Genomic DNA, 15,940 nt, shown 5'->3' on the forward strand with positions numbered 1-15,940 from the left:
GATTGAGCGAGACGCGCATGCCGAGGGCGAGGAGCTTCCGCCCGGACGCGCTGGCGACAGGGGCCCGGCGCGTGCTGATCTACAGCCACGACACGTTCGGGCTCGGGCACCTGCGCCGCTCGCGCGCCATCGCCAATGCCCTGGCGCGCGGGGGCGAGGTGGAGGCGACGATTATCTCCGGCTCGGCGGTGGTCGACCGCTTCGCCTTCGCCGACGGCGTTGCCTCGGTGCGCGTGCCCGGTATCACCAAGCTGCCCGACGGCGGCTACGCCAGCCTCGACGCGCGCGTTTCCCTGGAGCGGACGGTGGCGCGGCGGGCCGACATCATCGCCCGCACGGCGGGCATCGTCCGGCCCGACCTGATGATCGTCGACAAGGAACCGACCGGCTTCCACGGCGAGATCCTCCCGACGCTGGAGCGCTTGCGCCGGAGCGGATGCCGACTGGTGCTGGGCCTGCGCGATGTCCTCGACGACGCCGACCGCCTCGTGCCGGAATGGGAACGAAAGGGCGCGTCCGAGGCGGTGCGGCGGTACTACGACGAAGTCTGGGTCTACGGCCTGCCGCAGATCCACGAACCGCTCAGCGCCCTGCCCGTCGGCGCCGAGATCGCCGCCCGGACCGCCTACACCGGCTACCTGCGCCGTGCCGTGCCGCGCGCGCGCGCAGGGCGGACGGAGCCGGTCGCGGCGACCGAGCCCTTCGTCCTGGTCACGCCCGGCGGCGGGGGCGACGGCGACGGGCTGATCGACTGGGTGATCGCGGCCTACGAGGCCGACCCCGGCATCCCGTATCGTGCGCTGGTCGCCTTCGGTCCATTCATGGCGCAGGCCAGCCGCGCGGCCTTCCTGGGGCGCATCGCGGCCTTGAGCGGACGCATCGCCGCGATCACCTTCGACAGCCAGATCGAGCTGCTGATGGAGAAGGCCGCGGGCATCGTCGCCATGGGGGGCTACAACACGTTCTGCGAGATCCTGTCCTTCGACAAGCGCGCCCTGCTGGTGCCGCGCACCCATCCCCGCCGGGAGCAGCGGATAAGGGCGGTGGCGGCCGACGCGCTCGGCCTCGCACGCGCCCTGCTGGAGGAGGACGGTCGGAGCGCGCTGCGCATGGCGGAGGCGCTGCGGGCCCTGCCGCGGCAACCCCTGCCGTCGCGGGCGACGATGCCGGGCCTGCTCGACGGCCTCGACGTGATCGGTCGGCGGGTGCGCGCCCTGACCGCACCGCCCGTTGCGCGGCGGCTCGCGGCAGCGCAATGACGGAGGCGCCCCGCATCGCCGTCGTGCTCAAGGGCTATCCGCGCCTGTCGGAGACCTTCATCGCGCAGGAGTTGCTGGCCCTGGAACGGCGGGGCCTCGAACTCGCTATCTGGTCGCTCCGGCGCGCGACCGACCCGGCGCGCCACCCGATGCACGCGGAGATCGCGGCGCCCGTCGCCTACCTGCCCGAGTACCTCTACGAGGCGCCCCTGCGGACCCTGCGCGCGCTCGCCTGGAGCCTCCGGCGCCCGCGCTTTCGCGCGCTCGCCCGCCTGTTCGCGCGGGATCTCCTTCGCGATCCGACGCCCGCGCGCCTGCGCCGGCTCGGACAGGCGCTGATCCTGGCGCGGAGCCTGCCCGACGCGGTCCGGCACCTCCACGCGCACTTCCTGCACGCGCCGGCGAGCGTCGCCCGCTACGCCGCGATCCTCACGGGCCGGAGCTGGAGCTTCTCGGCTCACGCCAAGGACATCTGGACGACGCCCGACTGGGAGCTGGCGGAGAAGCTCGCCGACGCGGCGTGGGGCGTGACGTGCACGCGGGACGGGCTGGTGCGGTTGCGGGCGCTGTGCGGATCGGAGCGATCGCAGCCCCACGAATTCGCGAGTCGCCCCGTGAGGCTCGGGTTCTCTCTCCTTGGGGGAGAGGGACAGGGTGAGGGGCGCTACGTCTCCGGACAGGTCTCGTCCCCTACCTCAACCCTCTCCCGCTCGGGAGAGGACGTGCCGTCGCGCTTGCCGTGGCTCACACGGACAGTGAGCGCGGCGCATCGCCGATCCGCGACGAGGACCGGCCACATCGCCCTGGCCTATCACGGCCTCGACCTCGCGCGCTTCCCCGAGCCGCCCGCCACCCGGCCGCCCCGCGACGGGTCGGACGCCGGCGATCCCGTCCGGCTCCTCTGCGTCGGCCGCCTCGTCGCCAAGAAGGGGCACGACGACCTGATCGACGCGCTCGCCGCCCTGCCCTCCGCGCTGCACTGGCGCCTCGACCTGATCGGCGACGGCGAACGGCGCACGGCGCTGGCAGCCCGGATCGCGGCACGCGGTCTCGCCGATCGCATCGCCATCCACGGCGCGCGGGCGCAGCCCGACGTGATCGTGGCGATGCGCGCGGCCGACCTGTTCGTGCTGCCGGTCAAGCTCGCACCGTCGGGCGACCGCGACGGGTTGCCCAACGTGCTGATGGAGGCCGCGAGCCAGGGCCTGCCGATCCTCGCCACCGCGTTCGCCGGCACGCCGGAGTTCATCGGCGACGGCGTGGAGGGCGTGCTGGTTCCGCCGGGCGATTTCGAGGCCCTGGCGGCGGCGATCCTGCGCCTCGCCCGCGATCCGTCCGGACGCGGGCGCCTCGCAGATGCCGCCCGCGCACGGCTGGTGCGCGACTTCTCGCTGGATGCCGGCATCGACCTCATCGCCGCGAGGCTCAGCGACGCGGCCGGCCTGACCGCGATGCCGGCGCCCACGTCCCTGCGCCCCGCGGAGGCCTGCGCATGCGGGTGCTGATCGCGGTGACGCACCTGCTCGGCGCCGGGCACCTGACCCGCGCGGCGGCGCTCGCGCGCGCACTGGCGCGGTCCGGTCACGCGGCGACGCTGGTCTCGGGCGGGGCGCCGTCGGCGCTGGTCCGCCTCGACGGCGTGCGGCTCGTGCAGCTTCCGCCGCTGCACGTCGTGGGCACCGCGTTCGGCCGGCTCCTCGACGCGGACGGCCGCGAAGCCGGCGCCGAACTGCTGGCTGCGCGCGCGGCGATGCTGCGCGCCGCGCTCGCCGAGACCGCGCCGGACGCGGTAATCACCGAGCTATTCCCGTTCGGCCGGCGCGCGCTCGCGGCGGAGTTCCTGGGCCTGATCGAGGCCGCGGCGGCGCTCCGCCCGGGGCCGCTGATCCTCGCCTCGATCCGCGATGTCCTCGTCGCGCCGGGCGAGCCGGAGAAGGTCCGCGCCGCGCACGCGCGGATCGCGCACGCCTACGACGCGGTCCTCGTCCACGGCGACCCGGACCTGATCCCCCTCGACGCCTCCTGGCCCGTCGATGCAGCCCTGCGGCGAACGCTGCGCTACACCGGCTACGTCGACGAGGACTCCTCGCACGCCGACTGGACGGGCCCGCGGGCGGGGATTCTGGTCTCGGCGGGTTCGAGCGCCGCCGGGCTCGCCCTCTGCCGCGCGGCCGCCGCGGCGGCGCGGCTTCGGCCGGAGCTTGATTGGCGCATCCTCGCCGGCCACGGTATCGCGGATGCCGACTTCCGCGGCCTCGGCGACGGGCTTACTGCTGGCGTGCTGGCGCGGGCGCGACCCGACTACCGGGCCCTGGTGATGCGCGCCGCCGTCTCGGTCAGCGCCTGCGGCTACAACACCGCCGTGGACCTCCTCGCCACCGGGCCGCGCGCCGTGCTCGTCCCCTTCGAGGCGGGCCGCGAGACCGAGCAGCGCCTGCGCGCCGACCGCCTCGCCGCCCGCGGGCTAGCGCATGTGGTGCCGGAGGCCGAACTCACCGCGACGACCCTGCTCGACGCCGTGGATGCGGCTCGCGCCGCGCCGGCGCCGCCCGCCCACGGGATCGATCTCGGCGGCGCGGCCCGCTCGGTGGCGATCATCGAGGCCCTGCACGCTGGGCGGCGGTGCATCGGACGAGCGGCACCCGATCACTTCGACTGCCTCCGCGCAGCCCTCGACGCTGCGGCCGAGCACGGGCGCCGCGTGCCCCTCTGGTGGCGCGACGACGACGCGGTCGCGGCGACCCCCGCCCTCGATCGCCTGCTGGATCTCGCCGGGTCCTTCGACGCTCCGGTCCTCGTCGCCGCGATCCCGGCGCGCGTGGCGGCGTCCCTCGGCGAGCGCCTGCACGCGGCCGGGCGTGTCAGCCTCGCCGTGCATGGGCTGACCCACGAGAACCACGCGCCGGCCGGCGTCAAGCCCGCCGAGTTCGGCCCGCATCGGCCGCTTCCGGCCCTCGTCGCGGACGCCGCCGCGGCCCTGCGCCTCGCTCGCGAACGGCTCCCCGCAGATCGCCTGATGCCGGTCTTCGTGCCCCCCTGGAACCGGATCGCCCCCGGCCTCGCGGCCGCCCTGCCGGGCCTCGGCTACGAAGGCCTGTCGGCGGTCGATGGCCCGCCGGTCCCGGGATTGATTCGGGCCGACACCCAGGTCGATCCGATCGCGTGGCGCGGCACCCGCTCGCTCGAAGACCCGGATGCGATCATCGCGGGCCTCTGCCGCGCGCTAACGCGGCAACCGGGCCGGCCGGTCGGGTTGCTGACCCACCACCGCGCGCACGACGCCGCGATCTGGGACTTCCTCGTCGACCTCCTCGGCGTGCTCCTGCGCCACCCGGCCGTGGCGATCCAGGACCCCCGGCGCCTGTTCCGGCCGGCAGCGGACGAGGCAGGCGCGCCGTGCGAGATACCCCGGATCGCCCGACCTGCGAGGGTGGCTTGAGCCCGCTCCTGTCCATCCAGGACCTTCGGGTCGACTTCTCCGGCCACGGCGCGCCGTTCCGCGCCCTGCACGGCCTGTCGCTCGACGTGGGGCGCGGGCGCACGCTGGCGCTCGTCGGCGAGTCGGGTTCGGGCAAGTCGGTGACCGCGCAGGCCATCCTGCGCATCCTGCCGCGATCGGCCGCGATCACCGGCGGGCGCATCCTGTTCGATGCGGGCGCGGCGCCGACCGACATCACCGCGCTCCCCGCGGACGGGCCGGCGATGCGCGCGATCCGCGGCGCCGGCATCGCCATGATTTTCCAGGAGCCGATGACCTGCCTGTCGCCGCTGCACACCATCGGCGACCAGGTCGGCGAGGCGCTGCGCATCCACGGCAACGCCACCCGCGCCGAAGCCGATGCGCGCGCCGTCGAGGCCTTCGCCCGCGTCGGCTTTTCCGATCCTGCGCGGGCGCTCCACACCTACCCGTTCGAGCTGTCGGGGGGCCTGCGCCAGCGCGCGATGATCGCGATGGCCCTGATCCTCAAGCCCGCGCTGCTGGTGGCCGACGAGCCGACGACGGCGCTGGACGTGACGACCCAAGCCCAGATCCTCGCCCTCCTCGCCCGGCTGCAGGGCGAGACCGGCATGGCGATCCTGCTGATCACCCACGACCTCGGCGTCGTCGCCAACGTGGCCCACGACGTGGCGGTGCTCTACCGCGGCCGCCTCGTCGAGTCGGGCCCGCGCGAGGCGGTGATGCGCCGCCCGGGCCACGCCTACCTCCGGGCCCTGCTCCACGCGGTGCCGCGCTTCGCCATGGCGCCGGGCGAGCGCCTGACGCCGATCCGCTCGGCCGACGCGGTGATCCCGTCCGCCCGGCCGCCGATCGCGACGAGGGGTACGATCCTGCGCGTCGAGGGCGTCACGAAGAGCTTCACCCTGCGCTCGGGACGGTTCGGCGGCCCGCCGCGGACCGTGCGCGCGGTCTCCGACGTGTCGCTGAAGATCGCGGCCGGCACCACCCTCGGCCTCGTCGGCGAGTCGGGCTCCGGCAAGACCACCGTCTCGAAGATCGTCATGCGGGCGCTGAGGCCTGATTCCGGCCGCGTGCTGTTCGACGACGGCGCCGGCCCGCGCGACGTGCAGGCCCTGTCCGGCCGCGGCCTGTTCGCCTACCGCCGCGCCGTGCAGTTCGTGTTCCAGGACCCCTACGCGTCGCTCGACCCGCGCATGAGCGTGCGCGAGATCCTCACCGAGCCGATGGAGGTCCACGGGGTCGGACGGACGGAGCGCCGCGCGCGGGCCGCGGCGCTGATGGCGATGGTCGGGCTCGAACCGGGGGCGCTCGCGCGCTACCCGCACGCATTTTCCGGCGGCCAGCGCCAGCGCATCGGCATCGCCCGGGCGCTCGCGCTCGAACCGCGGCTCCTGGTGCTCGACGAGCCGGTCTCGGCGCTGGACGTTTCGGTCCAGGCGCAGATCCTCAACCTGCTCAAGGACCTCCAGGCCGCGCTCGGGCTCACCTACCTCATCGTCTCTCACAACCTCGCGGTGATCGACTACATGGCCGATTCCATTGCGGTGATGTGCCGGGGGCGGATCGTCGGCCAAGCCCCCAAGGCCGCCCTGTTCCGCAACCCCGTCCACCCCTACACCCGCGCCCTGCTCGCCGCCGTGCCCGACCCGAGCCTCGACCACCCGCTCGATTTCGCGGCCGTGACCGGCGACCATTCCGACCCCGGCCGCTGGCCGGAGCCCTACCGGCTCGCCCCCGACGAGGCCGGACACATGGTCGAGATCGAGCCGGGCTACCTCGTCCGGCACGGGAGCGCCGACGCGCGGCGGGCGGCGTGAACGCGCCGCGCCCCTCCCACGCGATGGAGCGCCTGCGCCGCCGCGTGCTGGTACCGCTGTTCGACCGGCTCGGCTACGATCTCGTGCCGGCCGCCCCCGACTGGTCGCACCGCCCAACCTCGCCCCGCGAGGTCGATCTCCTGCTGTCTTCCGCAGCCGCGAGCCTGGAGCGCGACCTCGCGGCTTCCGGCATCACGCCATCGGGCGATGTCCGCGAATGGACGAAGACGTTCTGGGACCTGATCCCGTCGGCGCCGGTGCGGCAGCGGCGCGGCGGCAGCGGCTTCAACGGAGCGCTCCAGCTCTACGTGGCGCTGCGGGCCCTGAAGCCCCGCATCGTGATCGAGTCGGGCGTGTTTCGCGGCCTCACCACCTGGGTGATCCGGCAGGCCTGCCCGGATGCGTCGATCCACTGCCACGACCCCGACCTGTCGGGCCTCCAGTACCGGGACGCCGCCGCGACCTACGGCACCGCCGACTGGTCGGAGGCCGACGGCTACGGCCGCGACCCGGCCGGCACGGTGGCGTTCTTCGACGACCACGTCCCGCAGGCCCGCCGCGTGGTCGAGGCGCAGGCGCGGGGCCTCACCCGCCTACTGTTCGACGACGACGCGGCCGGCCACCGCATCCACGCCCACGGCGGCCCGGCCCACCCGACCATCGCGATGATCGAGGCCCTGCGCGATGCGTCCGAACCGATCCGCTGGCAGCGTAACGGCCGCGCCTTCGAGCAACCCGCCGACGATCCCCTGGCGCGGGCGGCCGCCGCCGCCATCGCCCGCACGCACGCCTTCGACGACCTGCACCGGGCCACGGGCTACGCGCCGGCGCGGCTGACCTCCGTGACGCTGCATGCGCCGGCCGCCTCGAGAGGGTGGGCGGCGTGACGGTGGATCGCGACGAACCTTCCCCCCTCCGTGACGGCGTTCCCGTTTCCGACGCGGCCGCCTCTCCCTCCCCCCTCTGCGGGGGAGGGTGGCCCTCGCGTCAGCGAGGGTCGGGAGAGGGAAGCGACCTCTCCGGAGAACGCGCTCCCCTCTCCCGACCCGCTGCGCGGGCCACACTCCCCCGCAGAGGGGGGAGGGAGAGGCGCGGGACCGAATGCGAGAACCCGGCAACCGGCGTTTCCCGCCGCGCGATGATGATCGGCTTCGCGGCCGTCCCGGTAGCCCATCTCGCGCCATGCGGCGCCTGCGCCGATACGATACCGTCGGCCCCCCCCGATTCCCCGCTTGTGGTCGACCTTGCCGCCCGGAACCGAAAAACCGGCGCCCGCGGCGGCACGATCCGCACCCTCGTCGCGAAGGCGCGCGACGTGCGCTACCTCTCGGTCTACGGCTACACCCGGCTCGTCGGCTACGACGCGGACCTGACCCTGAAGCCGGACGTGCTGGAGCGCTTCGTCGTCGAGGGCGGGCGCTTCACCTTCACCCTGCGCAGGGGCCACCGCTGGTCCGACGGCCATCCCTTCACCACCGAGGATTTCCGCTACTACTGGGAGGATGTCGCCAACGACCGGGACCTGAGCCCCGGCGGCCCGCCGGACGTCTTCCTCGTGGACGGCAGGCCGCCCACCGTCGAGATCCTCGATCCGCTCACCGTCCGCTACGCCTGGGACAGGCCCAATCCCCGCTTCCTGCCGGCGCTCGCGGCGGCGCGCGATCCGCTGATCTACCGGCCGGCGCACTACCTCAAGCCGATCCATCCGCGCTACGTCGGCCGCGACGCGGCCGAGGCTCTGGCCAAGGGGCAGAAGCTGCGCGGCTGGGCGGCGCTCCACAACCGGATGGACGACAACTACGAACTGAACGACCCCGACGCCCCGACGCTCCAGGGCTGGCGCCCGCGCACCCGGGCGCCCGCGACCCGCTTCGTGTTCGAGCGCAACCCGCACTACCACCGGGTCGATGCCGCCGGCACGCAACTGCCCTACCTCGACCGCATCGTCATGGATGTCGCCTCGACGGGGCTGCTGGTGGCCAAGACCAACGCCGGCGAGGCCGACCTGATGTTCCGCGGCCTGTCGATGGCCGACATCCCGAGCCTGAAGGCGGGCGAGCGCGCGCACGGCTACCGCACCCACCTGTGGCCCGTCGCCCGCGGCTCCGAGATCGCCCTCTACCCGAACCTGACGACGCTCGATCCCGGCTGGCGGGTGCTCAACCGCGATGTCCGCTACCGCCACGCCCTGTCGCTGTCCATCGACCGGCGGACGCTCAACAACACCCTGCTGTTCGGCCTCGGCACCGAGGGCAACGACACGCTGGTCCCGGAAAGCCCGCTGTTCTCGCCCGACCTGCGCACGCGCAACGCCGGCTACGACCCGGACGCCGCGTCCCGGCTCCTCGACGCCGCGGGCCTGGACAAGCGCGATCCCTCCGGCATCCGCCTGATGCCGGACGGGCGGCTCCTGGAGATCGTCGCCGAGAGCGACGGCGAGGCCGCGATGGTGCTCGACGGCCTGCTGCTGATCGGCGAGTTCTGGCGCGAGGTCGGGATCAGGCTCGTGGTCAAGCCCCAGGAGCGGACGAACCTGCGCCGCCGCTCGATCGCGGGGATGACCGTGATGGTGGCAGCTCAAGGCCTGGATCTCGCCGTGCCGACCGCGATCATGCCGCCGACGGGCCTGAGCCCGGCGCAACCCGACCACTATGCCTGGCCGCGCTGGAGCCTCCACGTCGAGAGTCACGGCGCCAGCGGCGAGCCCTGCGACCTGCCCGAGGTGCGGCGCCTGATCGACCTCGACCGGCAATGGCGGGAGACCGACGACGCGGGGCGTCAGGCCGCGATCTGGCGCGAGATGCTGGACAACCACGCCGACAACACCTGGGTGATCGGCACGGTGGCCGGCGCGCTCCAGCCGGTGGTGGCCGCCGCCCACCTCGCCAACGTGCCCGCACGCGCCCTCTACGCCTGGGACCCGACCGCGATGATCGGCCTTCAGCGCCTCGACGAGATGTTCTGGGACGATGCCGCCGGGCGGCAGGCGGGGCTGCCGTGACGCGCGCGATCCTCCGGCGGGTGCTCACCATGGCGGTGACGCTGCTCGTGATCTCGGCGCTGGTGTTCCTCATCATCAAGCTGCCGCCGGGCGATTTCCTCTCCAACCGGATCATGGAGCTGCGCTCCATGGGCGAGGCGGCGTCCGTCGCCAAGGCCGAGCTGCTGATCCGGCAGTACGGCCTCGATCGCCCGGTCTACGAGCAGTACCTGATCTGGATCGGGCTGATGCCGGGGCCGGCGGGATTTGCCGGGCTGCTCCAGGGCGACTGGGGCTGGTCGTTCGAGTACGACCGCCCGGTCTCCGAGGTGGTGGGCGACGCGCTCTGGCTGACGCTGGTCGTGAACCTCACGGCGCTGGTGTTCGTGCACATCGTCGCGATCCCGATCGCGCTCTACTCGGCGACCCACCGGCACAGCGCGGGCGACGCGGTCGTCACCGTGCTCGGCTACGTGGGGCTCGCCGTGCCCGGCTTCCTGCTGGCCCTGATCCTGCTGTTCTACGCCAACCTGTGGTTCGGTCTCTCGATCGGCGGCCTGTACGAGGCGGGCTTCACCGGCAAGCCCTGGGACTGGCCCAAGGTCCGCTCGCTGCTCGCGCACCTGGCCGTCCCGACCCTGGTGATCGGGCTCGGCGGCACCGCGGCGATGATCCGGCGGATGCGCGCGAACCTCCTGGACGAACTCGCCAAGCCCTATACCGTCACCGCGCGGGCCAAGGGCCTACCGCCCCTGCGGGCGCTGCTGAAGTACCCGTTCCGGATGTCGCTCAACCCGTTCGTGGCCGACATCGGCAACCTCCTGCCGCACCTCGTCTCCGGCTCGGTGCTGGTCTCGCTGGTGCTGAGCCTGCCCACCGTCGGCCCGCTGCTGCTCGACGCCCTGAAGAGCCAGGACCAGTTCATGGCCGGCTTCATCCTGATGTTCGTCGCCCTGCTGACGCTGGTCGGCATGCTGATCTCCGACCTCGTCCTGGTCTGGCTCGATCCGCGCATCCGCATGGGCGGGCGCTGATGCTGCGCGTGCCGGAGCCGCGCCACTTCGTCGACCCGGCCCCGTTCGATCCCGATGCCGGCGGCGGGCGCGATTCCGGCACCGCCTACGCCTCGGCGTGGCGGCTGATCCTGCGCAAGTTCCTCGGCCACCGCCTCGCGGTCGCCTCGGCGCTGGTGCTCTTCGCCCTCTACGCCGCGGTGCCGTTCGTGGAATGGCTCGCGCCCTACGAGCAGGCCAAGCGCAACGGCGACATGCTGTTCGCGCCCCCGCAACGGGTGCACCTGTTCCACGAGGGCCGCCTCGTCGGCCCCTTCGTCTACCCCTACCGGCAGCGCCTCGACCCGGACACCTTCCGCCGCGACTACGTCGGCGACACCACCACGCCGCAGCCGGTGCGGTTCCTCTGCCGGGGCGACGCCTACCGCTATCTCGGGATGATCCCGTCCGACCTCCACCTCGTCTGCCCCCCTCAAGGCGGCACCCTTCACCTCCTCGGCACCGACCGCCTCGGGCACGACCTCGTCTCGCGCATGATCTACGGCGCGCGGATCTCGCTGGTGATCGGGCTCGTGGGCGTCGCGATCTCCTTCGCGCTGGGCTTGCTGCTCGGGGGCGTCGCCGGCTACTTCGGCGGCCTCGTCGATGCCGCCGTGCAGCGGCTGATCGAGGTGGTGCGCTCGCTGCCCGAACTGCCGCTGTGGCTCGCCCTGTCGGCGGCGCTGCCGCCGAACTGGAGCCCGCTCTGGGTGTTCTTCGGCATCACCGTCATCCTCGGGCTGCTCGACTGGCCGGGCCTTGCCCGCGCCGTGCGCGGGAAGCTGCTGGCCCTGCGGGAGGAGGATTTCGTCCAGGCCGCCGAGCTGATGGGGGCCTCGCCCGCCCGCGTGATCGGCCGCCACCTGATCCCGAACTTCATGAGCCACCTCATCGCCTCGGCGACGCTGTCGATCCCGACGATGATCCTGGGCGAGACCGCGCTCTCCTTCCTCGGCTTAGGGCTTCGCCCGCCGGTGACGAGCTGGGGCGTGCTCCTGAACGACGCCCAGAACCTCGCCGCCGTTCAGCTCTATCCCTGGCTGCTCTTGCCGGTGGTGCCGGTGCTGGTGACGGTCTTGGCCTTCAACTTCATGGGCGACGGCCTGCGCGACGCCGCCGACCCGTACCACTGAGTTCGTGTCCATGGACGAGCTTGCCCGCGCCTTCACCGAGCGCCGCGCCACGATCGGCGTGGTCGGCCTCGGCTACGTCGGCCTGCCGCTGGCGCTCGCCGCCGTGCGCGCCGGCTTCACGGTGATCGGCTTCGACGTGAACCCGGAGCGGGTCGCGCGGATCGAGGCAGGCGAACCGGTGATTGCCCACCTCGACGTCGAAGCAATGCGGGCGGCGCTCGCGACGGAGCGGTTTTCCGCGACCGGCGACATGGCGCGGCTGGCGGAGGCTGACGCGATCCTGATCTGCGTGCCGACGCCGCTCACGCGCCAGCGCGAGCCCGACCTCTCCTACGTCCGCGCGACGGCCGCCGACATCGCCCGGACCCTGCGCCGCGGCCAGCTCGTGGTGCTCGAATCGACCACGTGGCCGGGGACGACGGTGGAGGTGGTCAAGCCGATCCTGGAGGCGACCGGTCTGAAGAGCGGCCGGGATGTCTTCCTCGCCTTCTCCCCCGAGCGCGAGGACCCCGGCAACAGGACCCACACGCTGGCCGGCACGCCGAAGGTGGTCGGCGGCGACGGGGACGCCGCCCGCGATCTCGCCGTCGCGCTCTACGGACAGATCGTGGCCCGCACCGTTGCAGTCTCCTCGACCCAGGCCGCGGAGGCGGTCAAGCTCACCGAGAACATCTTCCGCGCGGTCAACATCGCCCTCGTGAACGAGCTGAAGGTCGTCTACGACGCCATGGGCATCGACGTGTGGGAGGTGATCGAGGCCGCGGCCACCAAGCCCTTCGGCTTCATGCCGTTCCAGCCGGGGCCGGGCTTAGGCGGCCACTGCATCCCGATCGACCCGTTCTACCTCACGTGGAAGGCGCGCGAGCACGATGTCGCGACGCGCTTCATCGAGCTCGCCGGCGAGGTCAACCGGGCCATGCCTCACCGCGTCGTCGAGCGCTTGGCGCGGGCCCTCGACGAGCGCTTCGGGCGGGCGTTGCGCGGCGCGAAGATCCTGATGATCGGGATGGCCTACAAGCGCAACGTCGACGACGTGCGCGAGAGCCCGGCCCTCAAGCTGACCGCGCTGCTGGAAGCGCGCGGGGCAGAGGTCGCGTTCCACGATCCCTTCGTGTCCGAAATTCCGCCGACCCGCGAGTTCCCGCAGCTCGCCGGGCGCCGCTCGGTGGCGCTCGACCCCGCGATGCTGGCGGCCTGCGCGGCCGTCCTGATCGTGACCGATCACGACGGGATCGATTATCGCAGCCTCGTCGCGCACAGCCCCTTGGTGGTCGACACCCGCAACGCCTGCGCCCGGGCCGGGCTCGTGTCGGACACGATCGTCAAGGCGTGAGGAAGTCCAGCAGCGCGGCGAGCGTTTCCTCCGGCGCCTCCTCCTGCAGGGTGTGGCCGCAGGCGAGCGCGTGGCCGGACACGTCGGTGGCCTTCTCGCGCCACGTCGCCAGCACGTCGTAGAGCTGGCCCACCGTCCCCTTCGCGCCCCAGAGCGCCAGCAGCGGCACCGCGATGCGGGCGCTCGCATCCGCCGCGTCGTGCTCCAGGTCGATGGAGGCGGCCGCCCGGTAATCCTCGCAGATCGCGTGGCGCGTCGCCGGGTCGGCGTAGCAGCGCAGGTACTCGGCGAAGAGCGCCTCGCTCGTCGCGCCCGGCGTCTTCGATTGCCCATCGATCTGGCTGCGCAGGAAGAACGCCGGGTCGGCCGCGATCAGCCGCTCCGGCAGCGGCTCGGGCTGGATCAGGAAGAACCACCAGAAGTAGCGCGTCGCGAACGCTCGGTCGGTGCGGGCGTACATCGTCGCCGTCGGCGCGATGTCGAGGACGGCGAGCCGCGTGACGGCGTGCGGGTGGTCGAGGGCGAGGCGGTGCGCCACCCGGCCGCCGCGGTCGTGCCCGACGAGGGCGAAGCGCTCGTGGCCGAGCGCGCGCATCACCGCCACCTGATCGGCGGCCATCGCGCGCTTGGCGTAGGCGGCGTGGCCCACACCGCCCGGCGGCTTGTCGGAATCGCCGTAGCCGCGCAGGTCCGCGGCCACGACCGTGAAGCGCTCGGCCAAGCGCGGCGCGATCCGCCCCCAGGTCGCGTGCGTCTGCGGGTGGCCGTGCAGCAGCAGCAGCGGCGGCCCCGCGCCGCCGACGGCCGCACGGATGCGCACGCCGTCGGCGTCGATATCGTGGAGATGGAAGCCTGCGAGGAACGGGCTCGGGTGGGGCATGGCTGTCTCGTACGATCGTGCTGGGACGGCAATGCGCATGGCGGCGGACCGTTTCATCGGGCTCGCCGGACGGCGCCCGCTGCCGCATAAGACACGTGCCGCCCGCGCCCCGAGGACCGTTCCGTGACCGTCACCCAGATCACCCACCACGACCTCGACGGCTACGCGGCCGCGGCCGTCGTCGGTGCCTTCGTCGACGTGGCGCGGATCGTCCACGTGCCGCGCTACGCCGATGTCGGCCCCGTGGTCGAGGACGCGTTGAAGCAGCTCTCCAAGGCGGAGGCCCCGGAGACGCTGATCCTCACTGATCTCGGGCTGGAGCCGGTGGCGGTGAAGTTCCTCAGGAGCTTCGCCGCCCTGAACCGGCGGCGGCCCGAGGGCACCCGCCACCGCCTGATCGTCCTCGATCACCACGCCTCGTCGATCGACCAGTTGCGCCAGCACGGCCTGGAGCCGATGGCCTGCGAGGACGCGGGAACGCTCCGGCGCTTCGACCTCGAGGACCCGGACGTGACGGTCCTGATCGACGAGGGCTGCTGCGCCACGAAGATGGCCTACGCGCACCGCGCCCTGTACGCGAGCCGGGACGGTGCGGACCTCGCGACGCTCGTCGAGGCCGTGGACGCCCTCGACCTCTGGCGGAAGGACCGCCCGACGTTTGCCGGCGGCCTGATGCTCGACGAGGTGTTCTGGGACAACGTCTCCAACCTCGTGCCCGTCGGCCATCCCTGGCACGACCGCTTCGTCGGCGCGCTGCTGCGGTCGGTCTCGGGGCTGATCGGCGCGGGGCTGACGCCCGCCGCAATCGAGGTGAAGGTCGCGCAACTGCGCAGGGACATCCTCGACGACTTCCTCGACGGCGAGGCGGAGGACGACCGCACCCTCACCACCCGGATGCGGATCGCGCGCGTGCTGGCACGCTCGGACGTGCTGTTCCGGCCCCTCTCCGACGGGACGCTGCTGTCCTTCGGCCTCGATTCCGGCACGTTCCAGCGGGTCTCGGACCTGATCATGGAGCGCGGGGCGGCCACGCGCGTGGTCAACGTGCAGCGCACGGGATCGCTGTCGTTCCGCTCCAACGACGAGACGGCGCTCGACGGTGCGCGCAAGTTCCGCGGCGGCGGCCACCGCGATGCGGCGGGCGGCAAGCTGCCCGCCGGCTCGGCGTTCTCGCTATCGGACGCCATCGCCCAGGTCGAGCCGATCCTGAACCCGCCGCCGCCGGACCGGTCCGCAAGTCCCTTCGCCGCCCTGAAAGACTGGAAGGCATAGCGTGCGCACGGGAAGACGTGAGGGATTGAAGCCGACCTCCGGTCGCGGGAACGCGACGTTCAGGCGCGAAGGGGTCACGTCCGTTGCGGACAGACCGTTGCCCTGGCTAGAATATTGCCTCATGCGAACCCACGCGTGATGGGCTTGGTCGGCGCGTCCCGCGGATGGGCCTCGCGAACGGAGTCGAAGTCCATGTCAGGTCGGCAATCCCCGCGGTCGCGGGCGCCGAGGAAGGCCGCGACCGGACCTGTCGGAGGTGCGGGGAACCTGCAACGCCTCGACGGCCAGCTCTGCTTCGCGGTCTACGCTGCGGCGCACGCCTTCGGCCGCGCCTACCGCACCCTGCTCGCGGCGCACGAGTTGACCTATCCGCAGTACCTCGTCCTTCTCGTCCTGTGGGAAGAGGACGGATTGACGGTGAAGGAGATCGGCACGCGGCTGTTTCTCGATTCCGGCACCCTGACGCCGCTGCTGAATCGGCTGGAGGCGGCGGGGCGCGTGCGGCGCGCCCGGGACCGCGCGGACGAGCGGCAGGTGAGCATCTTCCTCACCGCCGAGGGACGCGGGCTGCAGGAGCCGCTGGCCTGCATCCCCGATCGGGCCGGCGCGCTGACCGGCCTCGACCCCGAGGGGCGACGTGCGCTCCTCGACAACCTCGTCACGCTGCGGGCCGGTCTGCACGCGGGCACGGAGGTCTGACCGCGCGGCGGCGGCTCACGGAACGAACCGCCGCCCTGAAAGCGGAGACGATGAG

At 73.0% G+C, this 15,940-nt stretch carries 12 protein-coding genes; 11 read left to right on the forward strand and 1 reads right to left on the reverse strand.

From position 1 onward, the window contains the following. Nucleotides 1-17 precede the first annotated feature (17 nt). From ACFE8Y_RS05015 to ACFE8Y_RS05055, 9 genes are all read left to right on the forward strand, one after another. Nucleotides 18-1,259 (forward strand): glycosyltransferase family protein, encoded by a 1,242-nt coding sequence (locus tag ACFE8Y_RS05015; RefSeq protein ID WP_375463296.1) that lies wholly within the window; start codon nt 18-20, stop codon nt 1,257-1,259. Further along, nucleotides 1,256-2,764, forward strand: coding sequence for a glycosyltransferase (locus tag ACFE8Y_RS05020; RefSeq protein WP_375463297.1), 1,509 nt, complete (start codon nt 1,256-1,258; stop codon nt 2,762-2,764). Before ACFE8Y_RS05015 ends, ACFE8Y_RS05020 begins: the two co-directional genes overlap by 4 nt. After that, entirely contained in the window at nt 2,752-4,698 is a 1,947-nt protein-coding gene (locus ACFE8Y_RS05025; protein WP_375463298.1) for a glycosyltransferase, read from the forward strand. The genes ACFE8Y_RS05020 and ACFE8Y_RS05025 overlap by 13 nt, the downstream gene beginning before the upstream one ends. After that, entirely contained in the window at nt 4,695-6,536 is a 1,842-nt protein-coding gene (locus tag ACFE8Y_RS05030) for a dipeptide ABC transporter ATP-binding protein (protein ID WP_375463299.1), read from the forward strand. Before ACFE8Y_RS05025 ends, ACFE8Y_RS05030 begins: the two co-directional genes overlap by 4 nt. Nucleotides 6,537-6,559: 23 nt before the next feature. Beyond that, the gene (locus ACFE8Y_RS05035) at nt 6,560-7,423 is read left to right on the forward strand and encodes a hypothetical protein (protein ID WP_375463330.1); all 864 of its coding nucleotides are present in this window, start codon (nt 6,560-6,562) and stop codon (nt 7,421-7,423) included. Nucleotides 7,424-7,770: 347 nt separating this feature from the next. After that, nucleotides 7,771-9,537 carry an ABC transporter substrate-binding protein gene (locus tag ACFE8Y_RS05040; protein WP_375463300.1) on the forward strand — a complete coding sequence of 589 codons (1,767 nt, stop codon included), beginning with the start codon at nt 7,771-7,773 and terminating at the stop codon, nt 9,535-9,537. Then, nucleotides 9,534-10,550 carry an ABC transporter permease gene (locus tag ACFE8Y_RS05045; RefSeq protein WP_375463301.1) on the forward strand — a complete coding sequence of 339 codons (1,017 nt, stop codon included), beginning with the start codon at nt 9,534-9,536 and terminating at the stop codon, nt 10,548-10,550. Before ACFE8Y_RS05040 ends, ACFE8Y_RS05045 begins: the two co-directional genes overlap by 4 nt. Then, a complete protein-coding gene (locus ACFE8Y_RS05050; protein ID WP_375463302.1) occupies nt 10,550-11,701 on the forward strand; it encodes an ABC transporter permease in 1,152 nt (383 codons plus the stop codon). The genes ACFE8Y_RS05045 and ACFE8Y_RS05050 overlap by 1 nt, the downstream gene beginning before the upstream one ends. Before the next feature lie 10 nt (nt 11,702-11,711). Further along, on the forward strand, nt 11,712-13,034 hold the full coding sequence (locus ACFE8Y_RS05055; protein ID WP_375463303.1) for a nucleotide sugar dehydrogenase: 1,323 nt from the start codon (nt 11,712-11,714) through the stop codon (nt 13,032-13,034). On the opposite strand, the gene ACFE8Y_RS05060 is transcribed toward ACFE8Y_RS05055, so the two are convergent. Continuing rightward, nucleotides 13,024-13,914 carry an alpha/beta fold hydrolase gene (locus ACFE8Y_RS05060; RefSeq protein ID WP_375463304.1) on the reverse strand — a complete coding sequence of 297 codons (891 nt, stop codon included), beginning with the start codon at nt 13,912-13,914 and terminating at the stop codon, nt 13,024-13,026. The genes ACFE8Y_RS05055 and ACFE8Y_RS05060 overlap by 11 nt on opposite strands. A 123-nt stretch (nt 13,915-14,037) precedes the next feature. Here ACFE8Y_RS05060 and ACFE8Y_RS05065 point away from each other — a divergent pair, with 123 nt between their 5' ends. After that, nucleotides 14,038-15,186 carry a dimethylmenaquinone methyltransferase gene (locus tag ACFE8Y_RS05065; protein WP_375463305.1) on the forward strand — a complete coding sequence of 383 codons (1,149 nt, stop codon included), beginning with the start codon at nt 14,038-14,040 and terminating at the stop codon, nt 15,184-15,186. Between the two features lie 192 nt (nt 15,187-15,378). After that, nucleotides 15,379-15,885 carry a MarR family winged helix-turn-helix transcriptional regulator gene (locus ACFE8Y_RS05070; protein WP_375463306.1) on the forward strand — a complete coding sequence of 169 codons (507 nt, stop codon included), beginning with the start codon at nt 15,379-15,381 and terminating at the stop codon, nt 15,883-15,885. Nucleotides 15,886-15,940: the final 55 nt, after the last annotated feature.

Source organism: uncultured Methylobacterium sp. (genome assembly GCF_964242245.1).
In the GTDB taxonomy this organism is placed as follows: Bacteria; Pseudomonadota; Alphaproteobacteria; order Rhizobiales; family Beijerinckiaceae; genus Methylobacterium.

Excerpts from the sequence above, each read along its gene's own strand:
- ACFE8Y_RS05015 (WP_375463296.1), top strand. The coding sequence starts at position 18 with ATGCCGAGGGCGAGGAGCTTCCGCCCGGACGCGCTGGCGACAGGGGCC.
- ACFE8Y_RS05020 (WP_375463297.1), top strand. The coding sequence starts at position 1,256 with ATGACGGAGGCGCCCCGCATCGCCGTCGTGCTCAAGGGCTATCCGCGC.
- ACFE8Y_RS05025 (WP_375463298.1), top strand. The coding sequence starts at position 2,752 with ATGCGGGTGCTGATCGCGGTGACGCACCTGCTCGGCGCCGGGCACCTG.
- ACFE8Y_RS05035 (WP_375463330.1), top strand. The coding sequence starts at position 6,560 with ATGGAGCGCCTGCGCCGCCGCGTGCTGGTACCGCTGTTCGACCGGCTC.
- ACFE8Y_RS05050 (WP_375463302.1), top strand. The coding sequence starts at position 10,550 with ATGCTGCGCGTGCCGGAGCCGCGCCACTTCGTCGACCCGGCCCCGTTC.
- ACFE8Y_RS05055 (WP_375463303.1), top strand. The coding sequence starts at position 11,712 with ATGGACGAGCTTGCCCGCGCCTTCACCGAGCGCCGCGCCACGATCGGC.
- ACFE8Y_RS05060 (WP_375463304.1), bottom strand. The coding sequence starts at position 13,914 with ATGCCCCACCCGAGCCCGTTCCTCGCAGGCTTCCATCTCCACGATATC.
- ACFE8Y_RS05070 (WP_375463306.1), top strand. The coding sequence starts at position 15,379 with ATGTCAGGTCGGCAATCCCCGCGGTCGCGGGCGCCGAGGAAGGCCGCG.